This window comes from Streptomyces sp. ME02-8801-2C (assembly GCF_033793965.1).
Lineage (GTDB): Bacteria > Actinomycetota > Actinomycetes > Streptomycetales > Streptomycetaceae > Streptomyces.
In genome coordinates this window covers 132,395-146,542 of the sequence record NZ_JARAXP010000007.1, presented here as the reverse complement: position 1 = coordinate 146,542, position 14,148 = coordinate 132,395, and the positions used below count along the sequence as shown (strand labels likewise).

General features: G+C 71.0%; 14 protein-coding genes. 9 read left to right on the top strand and 5 right to left on the bottom strand.

Annotated elements, in window-relative coordinates; genetic code table 11:
* Positions 1-97: 97 nt before the first annotated feature.
* The 3 genes from PV396_RS23625 to PV396_RS23615 are packed head-to-tail and all read left to right on the top strand — an operon-like array spanning position 98 to position 3,348.
* Positions 98-1,495, top strand: a complete 1,398-nt coding sequence (locus tag PV396_RS23625; RefSeq protein WP_319207636.1) for a gluconate:H+ symporter — start codon at positions 98-100, stop codon at positions 1,493-1,495.
* Between the two features lie 10 nt (positions 1,496-1,505).
* Positions 1,506-2,273 carry an SDR family oxidoreductase gene (locus PV396_RS23620; protein ID WP_319207634.1) on the top strand — a complete coding sequence of 256 codons (768 nt, stop codon included), beginning with the start codon at positions 1,506-1,508 and terminating at the stop codon, positions 2,271-2,273.
* Between the two features lie 37 nt (positions 2,274-2,310).
* Positions 2,311-3,348, top strand: coding sequence for an L-idonate 5-dehydrogenase (locus PV396_RS23615; protein WP_319207632.1), 1,038 nt, complete (start codon positions 2,311-2,313; stop codon positions 3,346-3,348).
* 583 nt (positions 3,349-3,931) lie between these two features.
* On the opposite strand, the gene PV396_RS23610 is transcribed toward PV396_RS23615, so the two are convergent.
* From PV396_RS23610 to PV396_RS23595, 4 genes are all read right to left on the bottom strand, one after another.
* Positions 3,932-4,573, bottom strand: a complete 642-nt coding sequence (locus tag PV396_RS23610) for a cytochrome b/b6 domain-containing protein (RefSeq protein ID WP_319207630.1) — start codon at positions 4,571-4,573, stop codon at positions 3,932-3,934.
* Positions 4,557-5,246 (bottom strand): molybdopterin-dependent oxidoreductase, encoded by a 690-nt coding sequence (locus PV396_RS23605; RefSeq protein ID WP_319207628.1) that lies wholly within the window; start codon positions 5,244-5,246, stop codon positions 4,557-4,559. The genes PV396_RS23610 and PV396_RS23605 overlap by 17 nt, the downstream gene beginning before the upstream one ends.
* A gap of 1,001 nt (positions 5,247-6,247) precedes the next feature.
* Complete coding sequence (locus PV396_RS23600) at positions 6,248-7,810, bottom strand: APC family permease (protein WP_319207626.1); 1,563 nt, start codon at positions 7,808-7,810, stop codon at positions 6,248-6,250.
* 72 nt (positions 7,811-7,882) lie between these two features.
* Positions 7,883-8,833 (bottom strand): hypothetical protein, encoded by a 951-nt coding sequence (locus PV396_RS23595; protein WP_319207624.1) that lies wholly within the window; start codon positions 8,831-8,833, stop codon positions 7,883-7,885.
* A gap of 412 nt (positions 8,834-9,245) precedes the next feature.
* Here PV396_RS23595 and PV396_RS23590 point away from each other — a divergent pair, with 412 nt between their 5' ends.
* The 4 genes from PV396_RS23590 to PV396_RS23575 are packed head-to-tail and all read left to right on the top strand — an operon-like array spanning position 9,246 to position 11,432.
* Positions 9,246-10,139 carry a DMT family transporter gene (locus tag PV396_RS23590; protein ID WP_319207622.1) on the top strand — a complete coding sequence of 298 codons (894 nt, stop codon included), beginning with the start codon at positions 9,246-9,248 and terminating at the stop codon, positions 10,137-10,139.
* 44 nt (positions 10,140-10,183) lie between these two features.
* The gene (locus tag PV396_RS23585) at positions 10,184-10,708 is read left to right on the top strand and encodes an NUDIX hydrolase (protein ID WP_319207621.1); all 525 of its coding nucleotides are present in this window, start codon (positions 10,184-10,186) and stop codon (positions 10,706-10,708) included.
* Between the two features lie 11 nt (positions 10,709-10,719).
* Positions 10,720-11,112, top strand: coding sequence for a YidH family protein (locus PV396_RS23580; RefSeq protein WP_319207619.1), 393 nt, complete (start codon positions 10,720-10,722; stop codon positions 11,110-11,112).
* Positions 11,109-11,432, top strand: coding sequence for a DUF202 domain-containing protein (locus tag PV396_RS23575; protein WP_319207618.1), 324 nt, complete (start codon positions 11,109-11,111; stop codon positions 11,430-11,432). The genes PV396_RS23580 and PV396_RS23575 overlap by 4 nt, the downstream gene beginning before the upstream one ends.
* Before the next feature lie 65 nt (positions 11,433-11,497).
* On the opposite strand, the gene PV396_RS23570 is transcribed toward PV396_RS23575, so the two are convergent.
* Positions 11,498-12,439 carry an NADP-dependent oxidoreductase gene (locus tag PV396_RS23570; RefSeq protein ID WP_319207616.1) on the bottom strand — a complete coding sequence of 314 codons (942 nt, stop codon included), beginning with the start codon at positions 12,437-12,439 and terminating at the stop codon, positions 11,498-11,500.
* Between the two features lie 180 nt (positions 12,440-12,619).
* On the opposite strand from PV396_RS23570, the gene PV396_RS23565 reads away from it, so the two are divergent.
* Together PV396_RS23565 and PV396_RS23560 are read left to right on the top strand one after the other, a co-directional pair.
* Positions 12,620-12,922, top strand: a complete 303-nt coding sequence (locus tag PV396_RS23565) for a hypothetical protein (RefSeq protein ID WP_319207614.1) — start codon at positions 12,620-12,622, stop codon at positions 12,920-12,922.
* Between the two features lie 179 nt (positions 12,923-13,101).
* Positions 13,102-14,145, top strand: coding sequence for a phosphotransferase family protein (locus PV396_RS23560; protein WP_319208411.1), 1,044 nt, complete (start codon positions 13,102-13,104; stop codon positions 14,143-14,145).
* Positions 14,146-14,148 lie beyond the last annotated feature (3 nt).

Below are 14,148 nucleotides of genomic sequence, written 5' to 3'. Positions count from 1 at the left end.
TTCCCCGTAGCCCAGTAGTCCCCGAAGAACCTTCGGACCTGCTCCGAAAGTCCCTCCCCAGAAGTACTCCGGAAGACAAGAAGACAAGGGAACCACCGTGACCAGACTCAGCGTCGAGATGCTGGCAGCGGACACCGTCGAGCCGATCACCTCGGCCGGCCACGCCCAGTTGGGCGTCGCCGTACTGGCGGGCATCGCGCTCATCGTCCTGCTGATCACCAAGTTCAAGCTGCACGCCTTCCTGGCCCTGACCATCGGCTCGCTGGCGCTGGGCGCCTTCGCGGGCGCGCCGCTCGACAAGGCCATAGCCAGCTTCACCACCGGCCTCGGCTCGACGGTGGCGGGCGTGGGTGTGCTGATCGCCCTGGGCGCGATCCTCGGCAAGCTGCTCGCCGACTCCGGCGGCGCCGATCAGATCGTCGACACGATCCTGGCGAAGGCGTCGGGCCGGACGATGCCGTGGGCGATGGTCCTGATCGCCTCGGTGATCGGCCTGCCCCTGTTCTTCGAGGTCGGCGTCGTCCTGCTGATCCCGGTCGTCCTGATGGTCGCCAAGCGCGGCAACTACTCCCTGATGCGCATCGGCATCCCGGCGCTCGCCGGTCTGTCCGTGATGCACGGCCTGGTGCCGCCGCACCCCGGTCCGCTGATCGCGATCGACGCGGTCGGCGCCAACCTCGGCGTGACCCTGGCGCTGGGTGTCCTGGTCGCCATCCCGACGGTGATCATCGCCGGCCCGCTGTTCTCGAAGGTCGCGGCCCGCTGGGTGGATGTGCCCGCCCCCGACCGGATGATCCCCCAGCGCCCCTCCGAGGATCTGGAGAAGCGGCCGGGCTTCGGCGCCACCCTCGCCACGATCCTTCTCCCCGTCGTCCTGATGCTGTCCAAGGCACTGGTCGACATCATCATCGACGACCCCACGCACATGGTGCAGCGCGTCTTCGACGTCGCCGGCTCCCCGCTGATCGCCCTGCTCGCCGCCGTCCTCGTGGGCATCTTCACGCTGGGCCGCCCGGCCGAGTTCTCCCGGGAGCGCATCTCCCGGATCGTCGAGACGGGTCTCGCGCCCATCGCGGGCATCCTGCTGATCGTCGGCGCGGGCGGCGGCTTCAAGCAGACGCTGATCGACTCCGGCGTCGGCAAGATGGTCCTGGACATCTCCGAGGACTGGTCCATCCCGGCCCTGCTGCTGGCCTGGCTGATCGCGGTGGCGATCCGGCTGGCGACGGGTTCGGCGACGGTGGCCACCGTCTCGGCGGCCGGCCTCGTGGCCCCGCTCGCGGCCGACATGTCGACGACCCACGCCGCCCTCCTCGTCCTGGCCATAGGCGCCGGCTCGCTCTTCTTCAGCCATGTCAACGACGCCGGATTCTGGCTGGTCAAGGAGTACTTCGACCTGAACGTCGGCCAGACCCTCAAGACCTGGTCGGTCATGGAGACGATCATCTCCGTGGTCGCGGGCGGCCTGGTCCTGCTGCTGTCACTCGTGATCTAGGGGTACGGGAATGAGTCACCCTCTCTTCGACATCGGCGGCCGTACGGCCCTGGTCACCGGGTCCAGCCGGGGCATCGGCCTCGCCCTGGCCCGGGGACTGGCCGAGGCGGGCTGCACGGTCGTCCTCAACGGACGCGACACCGACCGGCTCGCCGAGGCCGCCGCCGAACTGGCCTCGACCTCCGGGAAGATCCACACCGCCGCCTTCGACGTCACCGACGGTCCCTCCGTCGCCGCCGGGATCGCGGACATCGAGGAGCGGGTCGGCCCGCTCGACATCCTGGTCAACAACGCGGGCATGCAACTGCGGGCCCCGCTCCTGGAGTTCACCGACTCCGACTGGCGCCGCATCCTCGACACCAACCTCACCAGCGCGTTCCTGGTGGGGCGGGAGGCGGCCCGGCGGATGACGGAACGCGGCCACGGCAAGATCATCAACATCTGCTCGGTACAGAGCGAGGTGGCCCGGCCGGGCATCGCGCCCTACACGGCCACCAAGGGCGCGCTGAAAATGCTCACCAAGGGCATGTGCGCGGACTGGGGCCCGCACGGGGTCCAGGTCAACGGCCTCGGCCCCGGCTACATCGAGACGGAACTGACCCAACCCCTGGTCGACGACCCGGAGTTCAGCGCCTGGGTGCGGCGGCGCACCCCGGCGGGCCGGTGGGGGCGTACGGAGGATCTGGTGGGCGGGGTGCTGTTCCTCGCGTCCCCGGCGGCGGACTTCGTCGGCGGACAGGTGCTGTACGTCGACGGCGGCATGACCAGCGTCCTGTGACGCGGGCTGGGTCAGTCACACGGAAGGGGTTTTCCCGATGCTCGGTTGCGTGATCCACGGTGCGGGTGACCTGCGGGTCGACGAACTGCCTGTGCCGTCCCCCGGCCCCGGTCAGGCGCTGGTGGCCGTCCGGTACGGCGGGGTGTGCGGCTCGGACCTGCACTACTGGCGGCACGGCGGGGTGGGTGACTTCCGCCTCACGGAGCCGATGGTGCTGGGCCATGAGGTGGTGGGGACGGTCGTCTCGTACGGTGACGGGTATGGTGACGTCTCGTCAGGTCCGGTGGTGGGTACGCCGGTTGCCGTGCACCCGGCAACGCCGTGCGGGGTGTGTCCGGAGTGTGCGTCCGGGCGGCGCAATGTCTGCCGGGATACGCGTTACCTCGGCAGCGCCGCCCGTACGCCCCACGTCCAGGGCGGCTTCGCGGCGCGACTGGTCGTCCCTGCCGATCAGTTGAGGGCCGTACCGGCGGAACTGCCCTTGCGGCGGGCGGCTTTGGCGGAGCCCATGTCGGTCGCGCTGCACGCCGTGCGCCGGGCCGGGGATGTGTCCGGCAGGCATGTCCTCGTGACCGGCGCGGGGCCCATCGGGTGCCTGGTCGTCGCGGCGGCGAAGGCGGCAGGTGCGGCTCGGGTGACGGTCACGGACCTGCTTCCGCAGGCGCTGGAGTACGCGACTGTCGCGGGCGCCGACTCGGTCGTACGGGCGGATGATCCTGGCGATGCGGGGTGGCCGGCCGAGGTGGATGTGGCTGTCGAGGCGTCGGGGGTGGCGGCGGGGTTGGACACGTGCCTGCGGTTGGTGCGGCGGGGTGGGGTCGTAGTACAGCTCGGCCTGCTGCCGCCGGGGCCGAGTCCGTTCGCGGGGAACCTGGTCGTCACTCGGGAGATCGAACTGCGGGGGGCTTTTCGGTTCGACGGGGAGTTCGACGAGGCGTTGGGATTGCTGGGGGCTGAGCCGGCGCTTGAGGGGTTGGTCAGTGCGGTGGTTCCGGTGGGGGAGGCGGAGGCGGCGTTTGGGTTGGCGGGGGATCGGGAGAGGGCGTGCAAGGTGTTGTTGGACTTCGGGGAGTAGCTCCGCGGGGGGTATGGGGGCGGTGCGTTGTTGAGTGCGGGTGCGTTGTGGCTGGTCGCGCAGTTCCCCGCGCCCCTAGAAGCAGGGGGTTTCCGGGGGGGGCCGGCGGAGATGGCGAGCTGGCCGGTTGCCGGTGCGTTGTTGAGTGCCGGTGCATTGTGGCTGGTCGCGCAGTTCCCCGCGCCCCTGAAGCAGGGGGTTTCCGCGGCCGGCGGAGAGGGCGAGCTGGTCGGCTGCCGGTGCGTTGTTGAGTGCCGGTGCATTGTGGCTGGTCGCGCAGTTCCCCGCGCCCCTAGAAGCAGGGGGTTTCCGCGGCCGGCGGAGAGGGCGAGCTGGCCGGTTGCCGGTGCGTTGTTGAGTGCGGGTGCGTTGTGGCTGGTCGCGCAGTTCCCCGCGCCCCTAGAAGCAGGGGGTTTCCGGGGGGCCGGCGGAGAGGGCGAGCTGGTCGGTTGCCGGTGCGTTGTTGAGTGCGGGTGCGTTGTGGCTGGTCGCGCAGTTCCCCGCGCCCCTGAAAGCAGGGGGTTCCCGCGGTCGGTGGAGATGGCGAGAGCGGCGGGTTTTCGGGACTGGCAGGGACAGGGGTTTAGTGGTCTTTGTTGTGGGGGTGCCAGAGGGGGTGTTCGTGGGATGCCCAGGCTTTGCTCACCCAGCCTGTTCGTAGGCCGCGGCGGGCCTCTGGGTCGCCCAGGGCCATGCCTATGTGGCCGGCCAGGACTATGCCGATGGTGAGCGCCAGCCAGTCGTGGACGAAGGTCGCGCTGGTGCGCCACATCAGCGGGGTGAGGTGGGTGAACCACATCAGCAGACCCGTGCCCAGCATGACCAGGGTGGCGCCCGCGATCCAGGCCGCGTAGATCTTCTGGCCCGCGTTGAACTTGCCGGCCGGACGTGACGCACGGCGCTTGTCGCGTCGTAGGGCAGCGCGCAGCCAGACCCGGTCGTGGGGGCCGAAGCGGTTGAGGAAGCCCAGGTCCGCGCGGAAGGCGCGGGAGGCGAGGCCGGCCAGTACGGGTACCGGCAGGGCGAGGCCCGCCCACTCATGGACCCGGACCACCAGTGCACGGCGGCCGACCAGTTCGGCGAACTGGGGGATGTACAGACAGGCCGCCGTCGCCACGCACACGCCCATCAGCGCGGCCGTCGCACGGTGCACCCACTTCTGGGGGCGGCCGAAGCGGCGCACGTCGGACGTGGGGTACGCCTGGGTGTCAGCTCGTAGGCTCATCGTCGCGTCCGTTCGATTTGCCGACCCATGCGTCGATGTCGTAGCCGCGGTTCTCCCAGTAACCGGGTTGTACGTCCTCGGTGACCGTGATGCCGGAGAGCCATTTGGCGGACTTGTAGAAGTACATGGGGGCGACGTAGAGGCGGACCGGGCCGCCGTGGCTGTGGCCCAGGTTCTTGTCCTGCATGCGCAGGGCTACGAGTACGTCGGCGCGGCGGGCCTGCTCGAGAGTCAGGCTCTCGGAGTACGCGCCGTCGAAGCAGGTGAAGCGGACCGCCCCGGCCGAGGAGCGCACGCCGGCCGCGTCCAGGAGCCGGGACAGCCGTACCCCTTCGAAGGGGGTGCCGGGCACCCGCCAGCCGGTGACGCACTGGACGTCCTTGACCATCCTGGTCTGGGGCATCGCGCGGAGGTCGGCCAGGGTGTAGGTGGCGGGTCTGTCGACCAAGCCGTCGATCGTCAGCCGGTAGTTATCGGCGTTCTTGCGGGGTACGGAGGACGTCACCGAGTAGTAGCGGAAGCCGCCGCCGTTCGGGAGGAGGCCGGTCAGGCCGGTGGGGTCCTTCTCCGCCGCACCGGCGAGAAAGGACTCCATGCCACGCTGGAGACCGGGCGCCGCGACCACACCGAGGGCACCGAGCCCAAGCGTGCCGAGGAATATCCGGCGCCCCATGGGAGCCCCCCGCTCCTGCGGACGCCCGACCCGCAACTCCGGGCCATCGGACCGCTCACCCACATCCCGCCGCCCGGGTTCATCGGACCGCCCCGCCGCATCGCGCCGCCCGGGGGTAGCAGACCGCTCGAGCGAACCCGTCAGCCCGGGGCCATCGGACCCCTCAGCCGAAACCGGCCGCCCAGGTTCATCAGACACCCCGTTGGCATCCGGCAGCCCAGGATCATCGAACCCCCCGAGCGAATCAGGCTCGGGGTCATCGGACCCCCGGGCCGAAAGCCGCCGTCCCGGGCCATCGGACGCCCCGTCGACGCCTCGCCGCCCCGGCTCATCGAACCCCCCGTTGCCAACCCGCCGCCCGGGGTCGTCGGGCCCCTCCAGCGAATCCGTCCGCCGGGGCTCATCAGACCCCACGGCCGAAACCCGCCGCCCCGGGCCATCGAACCGCCCGTTGGCATCCGGCCGCCCGGGGTCATCGACCCGCTCGCGCGAATCCCGCTCGGTGTCATCGAACCGCCCGGCCGAAACCCGCCGGCCCAGGCCATCGGACCCCCCGTCCACGTCCCGCCGCCCGGGTTCATCGGACCGCCCGCCCACATCCCGCCGCCCGGGTTCATCGGACCGCCCGGCCACATCCCGCCGCCCGGGGCCGTCGGACCCACCGGCCGAAACCGTCCGCCCCAGGTCATCGGGCCCGCCGTTGGGATCCCGTCGGCCGGGTTCATCGGACCCGCCGACCGCACCCCGCCGCCCGGGGCCACCGGGCCCCTCAGGCAAACCCGGCCCCCCGGGGTCATCGGACCGCCGGGGTTCAGCGGACCGCTCAAGTCGGCCGGACCGTTCGGGTCGTTCGGGTCGTTCGGGTCGTTCGGGTCGTTCGGAGTTCACCTGTCCATTCGAACACCCGCGACCCCTCTCGAGCCAGGGATCGCGGGTGCGCGTCAGACTTCCGTCACCCTTTCTCCCGTTCCGGTCGGGGCGCGGTGGCGGTGAGGCGGCGTTCAGGAGGCCGAGTCCGCTGCCTTCTCCAGTTGGAACGCCTCGTTGCCGAGGCCGATCCGGCCGTGTACCTCGGGCTTGCGGGTTCGCAGGACCAGGCCCTGGACCAGGCCGAGGACCACGGCGGCGACGATGATGCCGGGCAGCAGCCAGTTGAGGGAGGAGTCCGGGCCCGTACCGACCAGGATGTCGAAGTCCTTGATCGTGTAGAAGGCGATGACGAGCAGCGCGATACCGGAGAGCGCGGCCGTGGCCAGTCGCCAGGCCTGGGCGGTCGCGGCACCGCGGCGGACGAAGAAGACGATGACGGAGAGGGAGGCCGCCGCCATCAGCAGGATCACGCCGAGGGCGCCGATGTTGCCGAACCAGGTGAACAGCTTCAGCACGGGAGTGGTCGGGTCGCCCACCGGTCCGTCGTCGGAGACCGCGAAGGCGGCGACGATCACGACCGCCACCACGGTCTGGAGAAGTGAACCGGTGCCGGGGGCGCCGCTCGCGCCGGTGGTGCGGCCGAAGGTCGCGGGCAGCAGGCCTTCGCGGCCCATGGCGAACGCGTACCGCGCGACGACGTTGTGGAAGCTGAGCAGCGCCGCGAACATGCCCGTCACGAACAGAACGTGCAGGACGTCCGTGAAGGTTCCACCGAGGCGGGACTCCGTGAGGGTGAACAGCAGCCCGGCGCTCTCCTTCTGCGCGGTGCCGATGATCGCCGAGGGACCGGCGGCGACGGTGAACGCCCACGAGCTGATCGCGAAGAAGACGGCGACGAAGCTGACGGCGAGGAACATCACGCGCGGGACCAGGACGTGCGGCCTGCTGGTCTCCTCGGCGTACACGGGGGCCTGCTCAAAGCCGGTGAAGGCGGCGATGCAGAAGCACAGGGCGGTGCCGACGCCCGCGCCGGTGAGGGTGTCCGGGTTGAAGGCGTGCAGCGACAGCCCCTCCTTCGCCGGGTCGGCGACGGCGGCGATGTCGAAGATGACGACGAGGGCGACCTCGATGACGATCAGCACGCCGAGCACGCGCGCGTTGACGTCGATCTTCAGCCAGCCGAGTGCGCCGACGGCCAGCGCGGCGAGCAACGCCGGTATCCACCAGGCGATCTCGGTGTCCAGGTAGGTGGAGAACAGCCCGGACACCTCGAACCCGAAGATGCCGTAGATGCCGACCTGGAGCGCGTTGTAGGCGACGAGCGCGAGCATGGCGGAGCTCGCCCCCGCGGTGCCGCCGAGGCCGCGCGAGATGTACGCGTAGAAGGCGCCCGCGTTGTGAACGTGGCGGCTCATCTCGGCGTACCCGACGCTGAAGAGGACGAGGACGACGCCGAGGAGGACGAAGAGGAGGGGCTGGCCGACGATACCCATCACCGCGAATGTGGTGGGCATGACACCCGCGACCACCATGAGGGGGGCGGTCGCGGCCAGCACGGAGAGCAGCAGCCCTCCGGTGCCGAGGCGGTCGGCGCGCAGCGCCCGCTCCTGCCCCTTGAACGTGCTGATGCCACTGCTGCTGCCACTACTGCTGTCGGCGCCTGGTCTGCTTGTGCTCGAACTGCCCGTCGTCATCGCGGGGTTGTCCTTTCGGGGGCGTACGGAGATGTCGGTGGTGCGAAGGTGTTTCCTGTACTGCGTGGGGACTTACACCGTGCCGAGCGCGCTGGCGCGGGCGGCACGGAAGGCGGTGTGCGGATCACGGTCCGGGTAGGACCACGGATCCGGCGTCTGGTGCGGGCCGATGCGGTGGAACAGGGCGGCGGCCTCCGCGCCCCGGCCCTCGCAGAACTTGGCGTGGGCAAGGAAGTTGAGGTCGATCAGGCGGCGCGGATGGTCGTCGCGCTCCCACTCCAGCCACCAGTCGAACGCGGCCTTCATCACCTGGCGGGCCCGGCGGCCGACCCAGTGCCCGGAGGACGCCGGATCGGTCGACTCCAGACCGGCGGCGGCCAGGACGCGGTAGCGCTCGGCGTGCGCGACGACCGGCAGAATCGCCAACGGCGAGTCGGCGGGGGCTTGTTCGACGGCCCAGTGGGCGAAGTCGTACACCTCGTGCAGTGGGTCCTGTCCGGCGTCGGTACGGCGTTCGGCGAGGCGCGCGACCATCAGATGGTGGGCCTGGTGGTGGTCCGGGTAGCGGTGCCGGACCTCGTCGAAGAGCTGGACGACGGTCTCCTCGGGCCCCATGGTCCGCTCCAGCTGGAGCAGCCCGAGCCAGGGCGTGGGGTCGGCGGGCGCGAGCTCGGCGGCGGCATGGCAGGCGTCGCGGGCCCGGACCGGCTTGTCCTTGCCGGCGAGGGCCCGCTGGACGGTGGCCGCGGCGAGCAGGACGGCGGCGTCGGCGGACTCGGGTTCGGCCAGCAGCCAGTCGCGGGCCCAGGCCGCGGTACCGGACTCCAGTGCGAGGACGGTGACCCGGTGCCCCCGGCGGTCCCAGTCGTCGCCGGTGGTGGCGAGCAGCGCGCGGACGGCCTGCCAGCGCCCCTGGGCCAGCGCGGTGCGCGCGGCGACGAGTTCCGTGTCGTCGAGCGCCGCATCGAAGGCCTGGGCGGCGCGCCTGCGGCCCCGGCCCAGGGGTGGTGGAGGTGGAGACACCGCGGGGAACTTCCTCACACGACGCGGTTAGCTGACGGCGGTCGACGACGGCCATCGGTTGATCACCGACAGCAAACCCTCCACGAGAGCTTCACGTCAAGGCCGGTCCGGGATACGACACGTGTCAATTACCCATCTGTCTAGGACAGTTGACCTGCCGAACGACAGACCCTGGCACGCCCCACCAACACGACAGAGATCACGTTAAGTCGCGACACCGACACCACCGCCGAGCGCGGGGACCGGGCTCCCTCAGGGATTCGTACGCGCCCCGGAGGGAACCCGGACCGGATCCGACCGTGACCCGGACGACCGCACGATTCCGTCACATCCCCAGGGCGGGACCGACCGGGGACGACTACAGTCGGCCTTTACCACACCCCACAATCCGCCCTGCCATCGAGGTATCCGCGTGTCCGTTCTGGTTCTGACTCTCGCCGTGAGCGCAGCGTGCTGCCTGGGCCTGGGTTTCGTCCTCCAGCAGAACGCGGCCCGGCAGGCACCCCTGAGCGACTTCCTCTCCCCGCGGCTGCTCCTCGACCTGATGCGGGTGCCCCGCTGGCTCGGCGGCATCGGTCTGATGGTGGCGGGCATGGTGCTGGGCGCGGTCGCGCTGAGCCAGGGCGAGGTGTCCCTGGTGGAGCCGCTCCTCGCGACGAACCTGCTCTTCGCTCTCGCGCTCTCCCGCAGGCAGACCAAGCAGCCCCTGGGCCGCCAGGGCTGGGCCGGCCTTCTGCTCCTCGCGGGCGGGGTCACGGCGTTCATCGTGGCGGGCGAACCGCGCGGCGGCACGGCCGTCACCGACCCGGTGCGCCACTGGCTGATCATCGGCACCATGGTGGGACTCGCCCTGCTCCTCACGACGTACGCGAAACGCTCCCGCCTCAGCGCCGGCCCCGTGCTGCTGGCCCTGGCCGCAGGCCTCCTCTACGGCGTCCAGGACGCCCTCACGCGGGTCAGCGGCCAGCGCTTCTCGGAGGGCGGCCTGTCCCACCTCCTCACCGGCTGGCAGCCGTACGCCGTACTCTTCCTCGGTCTCACCGGCCTGATCCTGGTCCAGAGCGCCTTCGAGACCGCGCCGCTGCGCATGTCCCTCCCGGCGCTCACGGCCGCCCAGCCCCTGGCCGGCATCGTCTGCGGGGTCGGCTTCCTCGGCGACCGGCTACGCACCGACACCGGGGCCCTGGCCTGGGAGGCGGCGGGGCTCGCGGCGGTGGTCGTGGGCATCGTCCTGCTGGGCCTCCACCCGGCGATGCCGAGCGGCAGCACACCGAGCAGACCGAGTCGCGACCTCCAGCCCCGCTGAACCCAGGACCCGGCCGAAGCGCGGGATGGGCTTGGATGGGAGGCATGAACACTCCCGCTGACGAGATCCTCGACATCGTCGACGAGAACGACGAGATCATCGGCCAGTCCCCGCGGGGCGAGGCGTACGCGCGTGGGCTGCGCCACCGCTGCGTCTTCATCCAGGCCAGGGACACCGAGGGCCGCATCTTCGTCCACCGCCGCACCCCCACCAAGCTGGTCTTTCCCTCCCTGTACGACATGTTCGTCGGGGGCGTCGTGGGCGCGGGCGAGTCGTACGACCTCGCGGCCCTGAGGGAGGCCGAGGAGGAACTCGGCGTCACGGGCCTGCCCCGCCCCGAGCCCCTCTTCAAGTTCCTGTACGACGACGGAGCGGGCCGGACCTGGTGGTCGGCGGTGTACGAGGTCCGCTGCGACCTGCCCGTCCACCCGCAGGTGGAGGAGGTCGCCTGGCACGAGTTCCTGCCGGAGGACGAGGTGGAACGGCGGCTGGGCGAGTGGGAGTGGGTGCCGGACGGCCTGGACGCGTACGAGCGCCTCAAGGCGTACCGCTCGGCCGGCAACCCGTAAGGTTCCTACACGTGATCGATTTCGCACGGAACGTCCGCCTGTGGTTCGCCCCCCAGGGAATCGCCGAGGAGGGCAGCACCCCCGACTACCGCTTCTCCCTGGCCAACGAACGCACCTTCCTGGCCTGGCTGCGTACCGCGCTGGCGCTGATCGGCGGCGGTTTCGCCGTGGACCAGTTCCTGCCCGACCTGCGCTGGGCCTGGCGGGTGGGGCTGGCGCTCGCGCTGCTGGCTGCCGGTGTGCTGTGCTCGCTGCGGGCCGTCAACCACTGGGTGCGGTGCGAACGGGCGATGCGGCGGGGCGCGGACCTGCCGGTGTCCCGCTTCCCGGCACTGCTGAGCCTCGCGGTGGCCGTGGTCGCGGTCGCCATGGTGGTGGTCGTACTGGTCCGGGGGGACGGATGAGCGAGGCGGGGGCACGGGATCCCGGGCTGCAGCCGGAGCGGACGAGGCTGGCGTGGCGGCGTACGACACTGTCGGGCACCGTCGCCGCCGTGCTCGCCGGAAAGACCGCGCTGCACGGCGGCCCGTCGGCGGCCGGCATCACGGTCTGCGCGATGTGCTGCGCACTGTGGCTGTGCTTCCTGGCGGTGGCCCACCGCCGCATCCGCACACTCGCGACCCCACCCGACGAGCCCCCACCACCCCTCGCCCCCCACCTGGCCACAGCAGCGGCCCTGTGCACGCTGGCCCTGGCGGCATGCGGAGCAGCACTGCTCCTCTAAGGGTCCCGCAGCGGCCCGAAAGGGGCGCGGGGAACTGCGCGACCAGCCCCCGCCCCACCGCACCCTCACGCCCAGTCGACCGTCACGACAATCTTGCCCCTCGTGCCGCCCTCCGCGTTCAGTCGATGCGCCTCCGCCGCACGCTCCAGAGGGAACGTCTCCGACACGTGCAACGAGAACACCTGCTGCTCGACCAGATCGGCGATGTGCGCGAGATCCACCGCGTCGGGCCGTACGAAGTAGTAGCGACCCCCGAGACCGACGACGTCCGGATCCGCGATCGACACGAGCCGGCCCCCGGGAGCCAGCAGCTCCACGGAATCCCTCAGCGTGTCACCGCCAACGGTGTCGAACACCGCGTCGACCCCGCCAGGGGCCAGTTTCCGTACCCGCTCGATCATGCCCTCGCCGTACGTCACCGGTTCGCCGCCCAGTTCGCGCACGAAGTCGTGGTTGTGCGTGCTCGCCGTGCCGATGACGTGCGCCGCGCCCAGGTGGCGGCGGGCCAGCTGGACGGCGACGGAGCCGACCCCGCCCGCCGCCGCGTGCACGAGGACGGTCTCGCCCGTACGGACGGCGAGCGACCTGGCGAGCACCTGATAGGCGGTGAGCCCGACCAGCGGCAGTCCGGCCGCCTCCTCGAAGGAGACGTTGCGGGGCTTGCGGGCGAGGGTTCGCACCGGGGCGGCGACGTACTCGGCGAAGGTGCCGCGCGAGAGGAAGTCCTCGCGTACGTAGCCCATCACCTCGTCCCCCACGGCGAACTCGGAGACGGCGACACCCGGACGGACCACGACCCCGGAGACGTCCCAGCCCGGCGTCACGGGAAAGACGGTGTCCAGGAGACCGTCGAGGTAGCCCTCGCGGCACTTCCAGTCCACCGGGTTGACGGACGCCGCCCGCACCTTGATCAGCACGGAGTCGGGCCCGACCTTGGGGTCCGGGGCGTCCTCGGTGTACTCCAGGACGTCGGGGCCGCCGAACCGGCTGTAGGTGATGGCCTTCATATGTCTGGTCCTCCGATTCCTCACGCCCGACCTTCCGGGGTGCGCGCACGCCACGCAAGTCGAATAGCCCGATATGGGCGGACAGCGTGGCAACCTGTCCGACGGCGTCGCCCCTCACGGTTCACCGACGACGCCCCGCACTCCCCCTCCCGTACCCCCGAATGCCCGGAGGCGAGCATCATGAGCACCCCCACCCTCCACCAGGAACACCCGACCCACGAGCACACCCACGGCCCGGACTGCGGCCACACCGAGGTGCCGCACGGTGACCACGTGGACTACGCGCACGACGGACATCTGCACCGCGCGCACAGCGACCACTGGGACGAGTGCGAACCCGGCGGGCACGTGCCGCACGACACCCACGACCATGCGCACGGAGACGACTGCGGACACCCGAGCGTCCCGCACGGCAACCACGTCGACTATCTGCACGACGGCCACCGGCACGCCGAGCACGAGGGCCACTGGGACGACCACTGACCACCGCTGCCGGCCACTGACGCCGCCCCCTCGCCCGCGCTCCCCCGCACTGCCCGACCGGCGTCTCCTTCCGCAGACCGGAAGCGAGACGCCGGTCACTTTTCGCTCACCCACTGGACGACATACCGACCGGTCGGCATCATGAGGCAGGTCCTGTTTCCGTACGCGTAGGAGCGATGATGCCCCCGGAAGACCTGCCAGGTCTCGATCTCGACGGGCTGCGCGGCCTGTTCGACGGCGAACGCCCCGGACTCGCGCAAGGCCCGCTGACCGGTCGGCTGATCGAGGGCGGCCGGTCGAACCTCACCTACGCGGTCACCGACGGCACCACCCGGTGGGTCGTACGACGGCCCCCGCTGGGCCATGTCCTGGCCACCGCGCACGACATGCGGCGCGAGCACCGGGTGATCAGCGCCCTGCATCCGACCGCCGTGCCGGTCCCGCGCCCCGTCCTGCTGTGCGAGAACCCGAAGAACGAGGCGGCGCCCGGAGCGCCCTTCTACGTCATGGAGTTCGTGCCGGGCACGCCGTACCGTACGTCCGACCAGCTCGCCCCCATCGGCCCGGCCCGCACCCGGGACGTGGTGCTCTCGCTGGTGGACACGCTCGTCGAACTCCACGCGGTGGACGCCGCAGCGGTGGGCCTCGGGGACTTCGGCCGCCCCGAGGGTTTCCTCGACCGGCAACTGCGGCGCTGGGGCAAGCAGTTGGACGCCTCCCGCAACCGTGAGCTGGCCGGCATCGACGAACTGCGGGCAGCACTCGGCCGAGCCCTCCCCCAGTCCTCGGCCCCCGCGATCGTGCACGGCGACTACCGGCTCGACAACGTTCTGATCGGCGCGGACGACAAGATCAACGCGATCCTCGACTGGGAGATGTCGACGCTCGGCGATCCGCTCACCGACCTGGGCCTGCTGGTGATGTACAGCATGCCGCTGGGCGCGGCCGGCTCCGTCGTCTCGACCACCGCCGAGGCCCCCGGGCACCCCTCCCCCGCCGAGCTGATCGAGCGGTACGCGACGCGCTCGGGGCGGGACGTCTCGGCGATCTCCTGGTACACGGCGTTCGCCTGGTTCAAGCTGGCCGTGATCCTGGAGGGCATCCACTACCGCTACACGCTGGGCCAGACGGTCGGCGCGGGCTTCGACCGCATCGGGGACCTGGTTCCCGTCTTCATCGAGCACGGCCTGACCACCATTCACTCAGGTCTCCAGGAAGGCTGACCC

Excerpts from the sequence above, each read along its gene's own strand:
- PV396_RS23620 (WP_319207634.1), top strand. The coding sequence starts at position 1,506 with ATGAGTCACCCTCTCTTCGACATCGGCGGCCGTACGGCCCTGGTCACC.
- PV396_RS23615 (WP_319207632.1), top strand. The coding sequence starts at position 2,311 with ATGCTCGGTTGCGTGATCCACGGTGCGGGTGACCTGCGGGTCGACGAA.
- PV396_RS23610 (WP_319207630.1), bottom strand. The coding sequence starts at position 4,573 with ATGAGCCTACGAGCTGACACCCAGGCGTACCCCACGTCCGACGTGCGC.
- PV396_RS23605 (WP_319207628.1), bottom strand. The coding sequence starts at position 5,246 with ATGGGGCGCCGGATATTCCTCGGCACGCTTGGGCTCGGTGCCCTCGGT.
- PV396_RS23600 (WP_319207626.1), bottom strand. The coding sequence starts at position 7,810 with ATGACGACGGGCAGTTCGAGCACAAGCAGACCAGGCGCCGACAGCAGT.
- PV396_RS23585 (WP_319207621.1), top strand. The coding sequence starts at position 10,184 with ATGAACACTCCCGCTGACGAGATCCTCGACATCGTCGACGAGAACGAC.
- PV396_RS23575 (WP_319207618.1), top strand. The coding sequence starts at position 11,109 with ATGAGCGAGGCGGGGGCACGGGATCCCGGGCTGCAGCCGGAGCGGACG.
- PV396_RS23570 (WP_319207616.1), bottom strand. The coding sequence starts at position 12,439 with ATGAAGGCCATCACCTACAGCCGGTTCGGCGGCCCCGACGTCCTGGAG.
- PV396_RS23565 (WP_319207614.1), top strand. The coding sequence starts at position 12,620 with ATGAGCACCCCCACCCTCCACCAGGAACACCCGACCCACGAGCACACC.
- PV396_RS23560 (WP_319208411.1), top strand. The coding sequence starts at position 13,102 with ATGCCCCCGGAAGACCTGCCAGGTCTCGATCTCGACGGGCTGCGCGGC.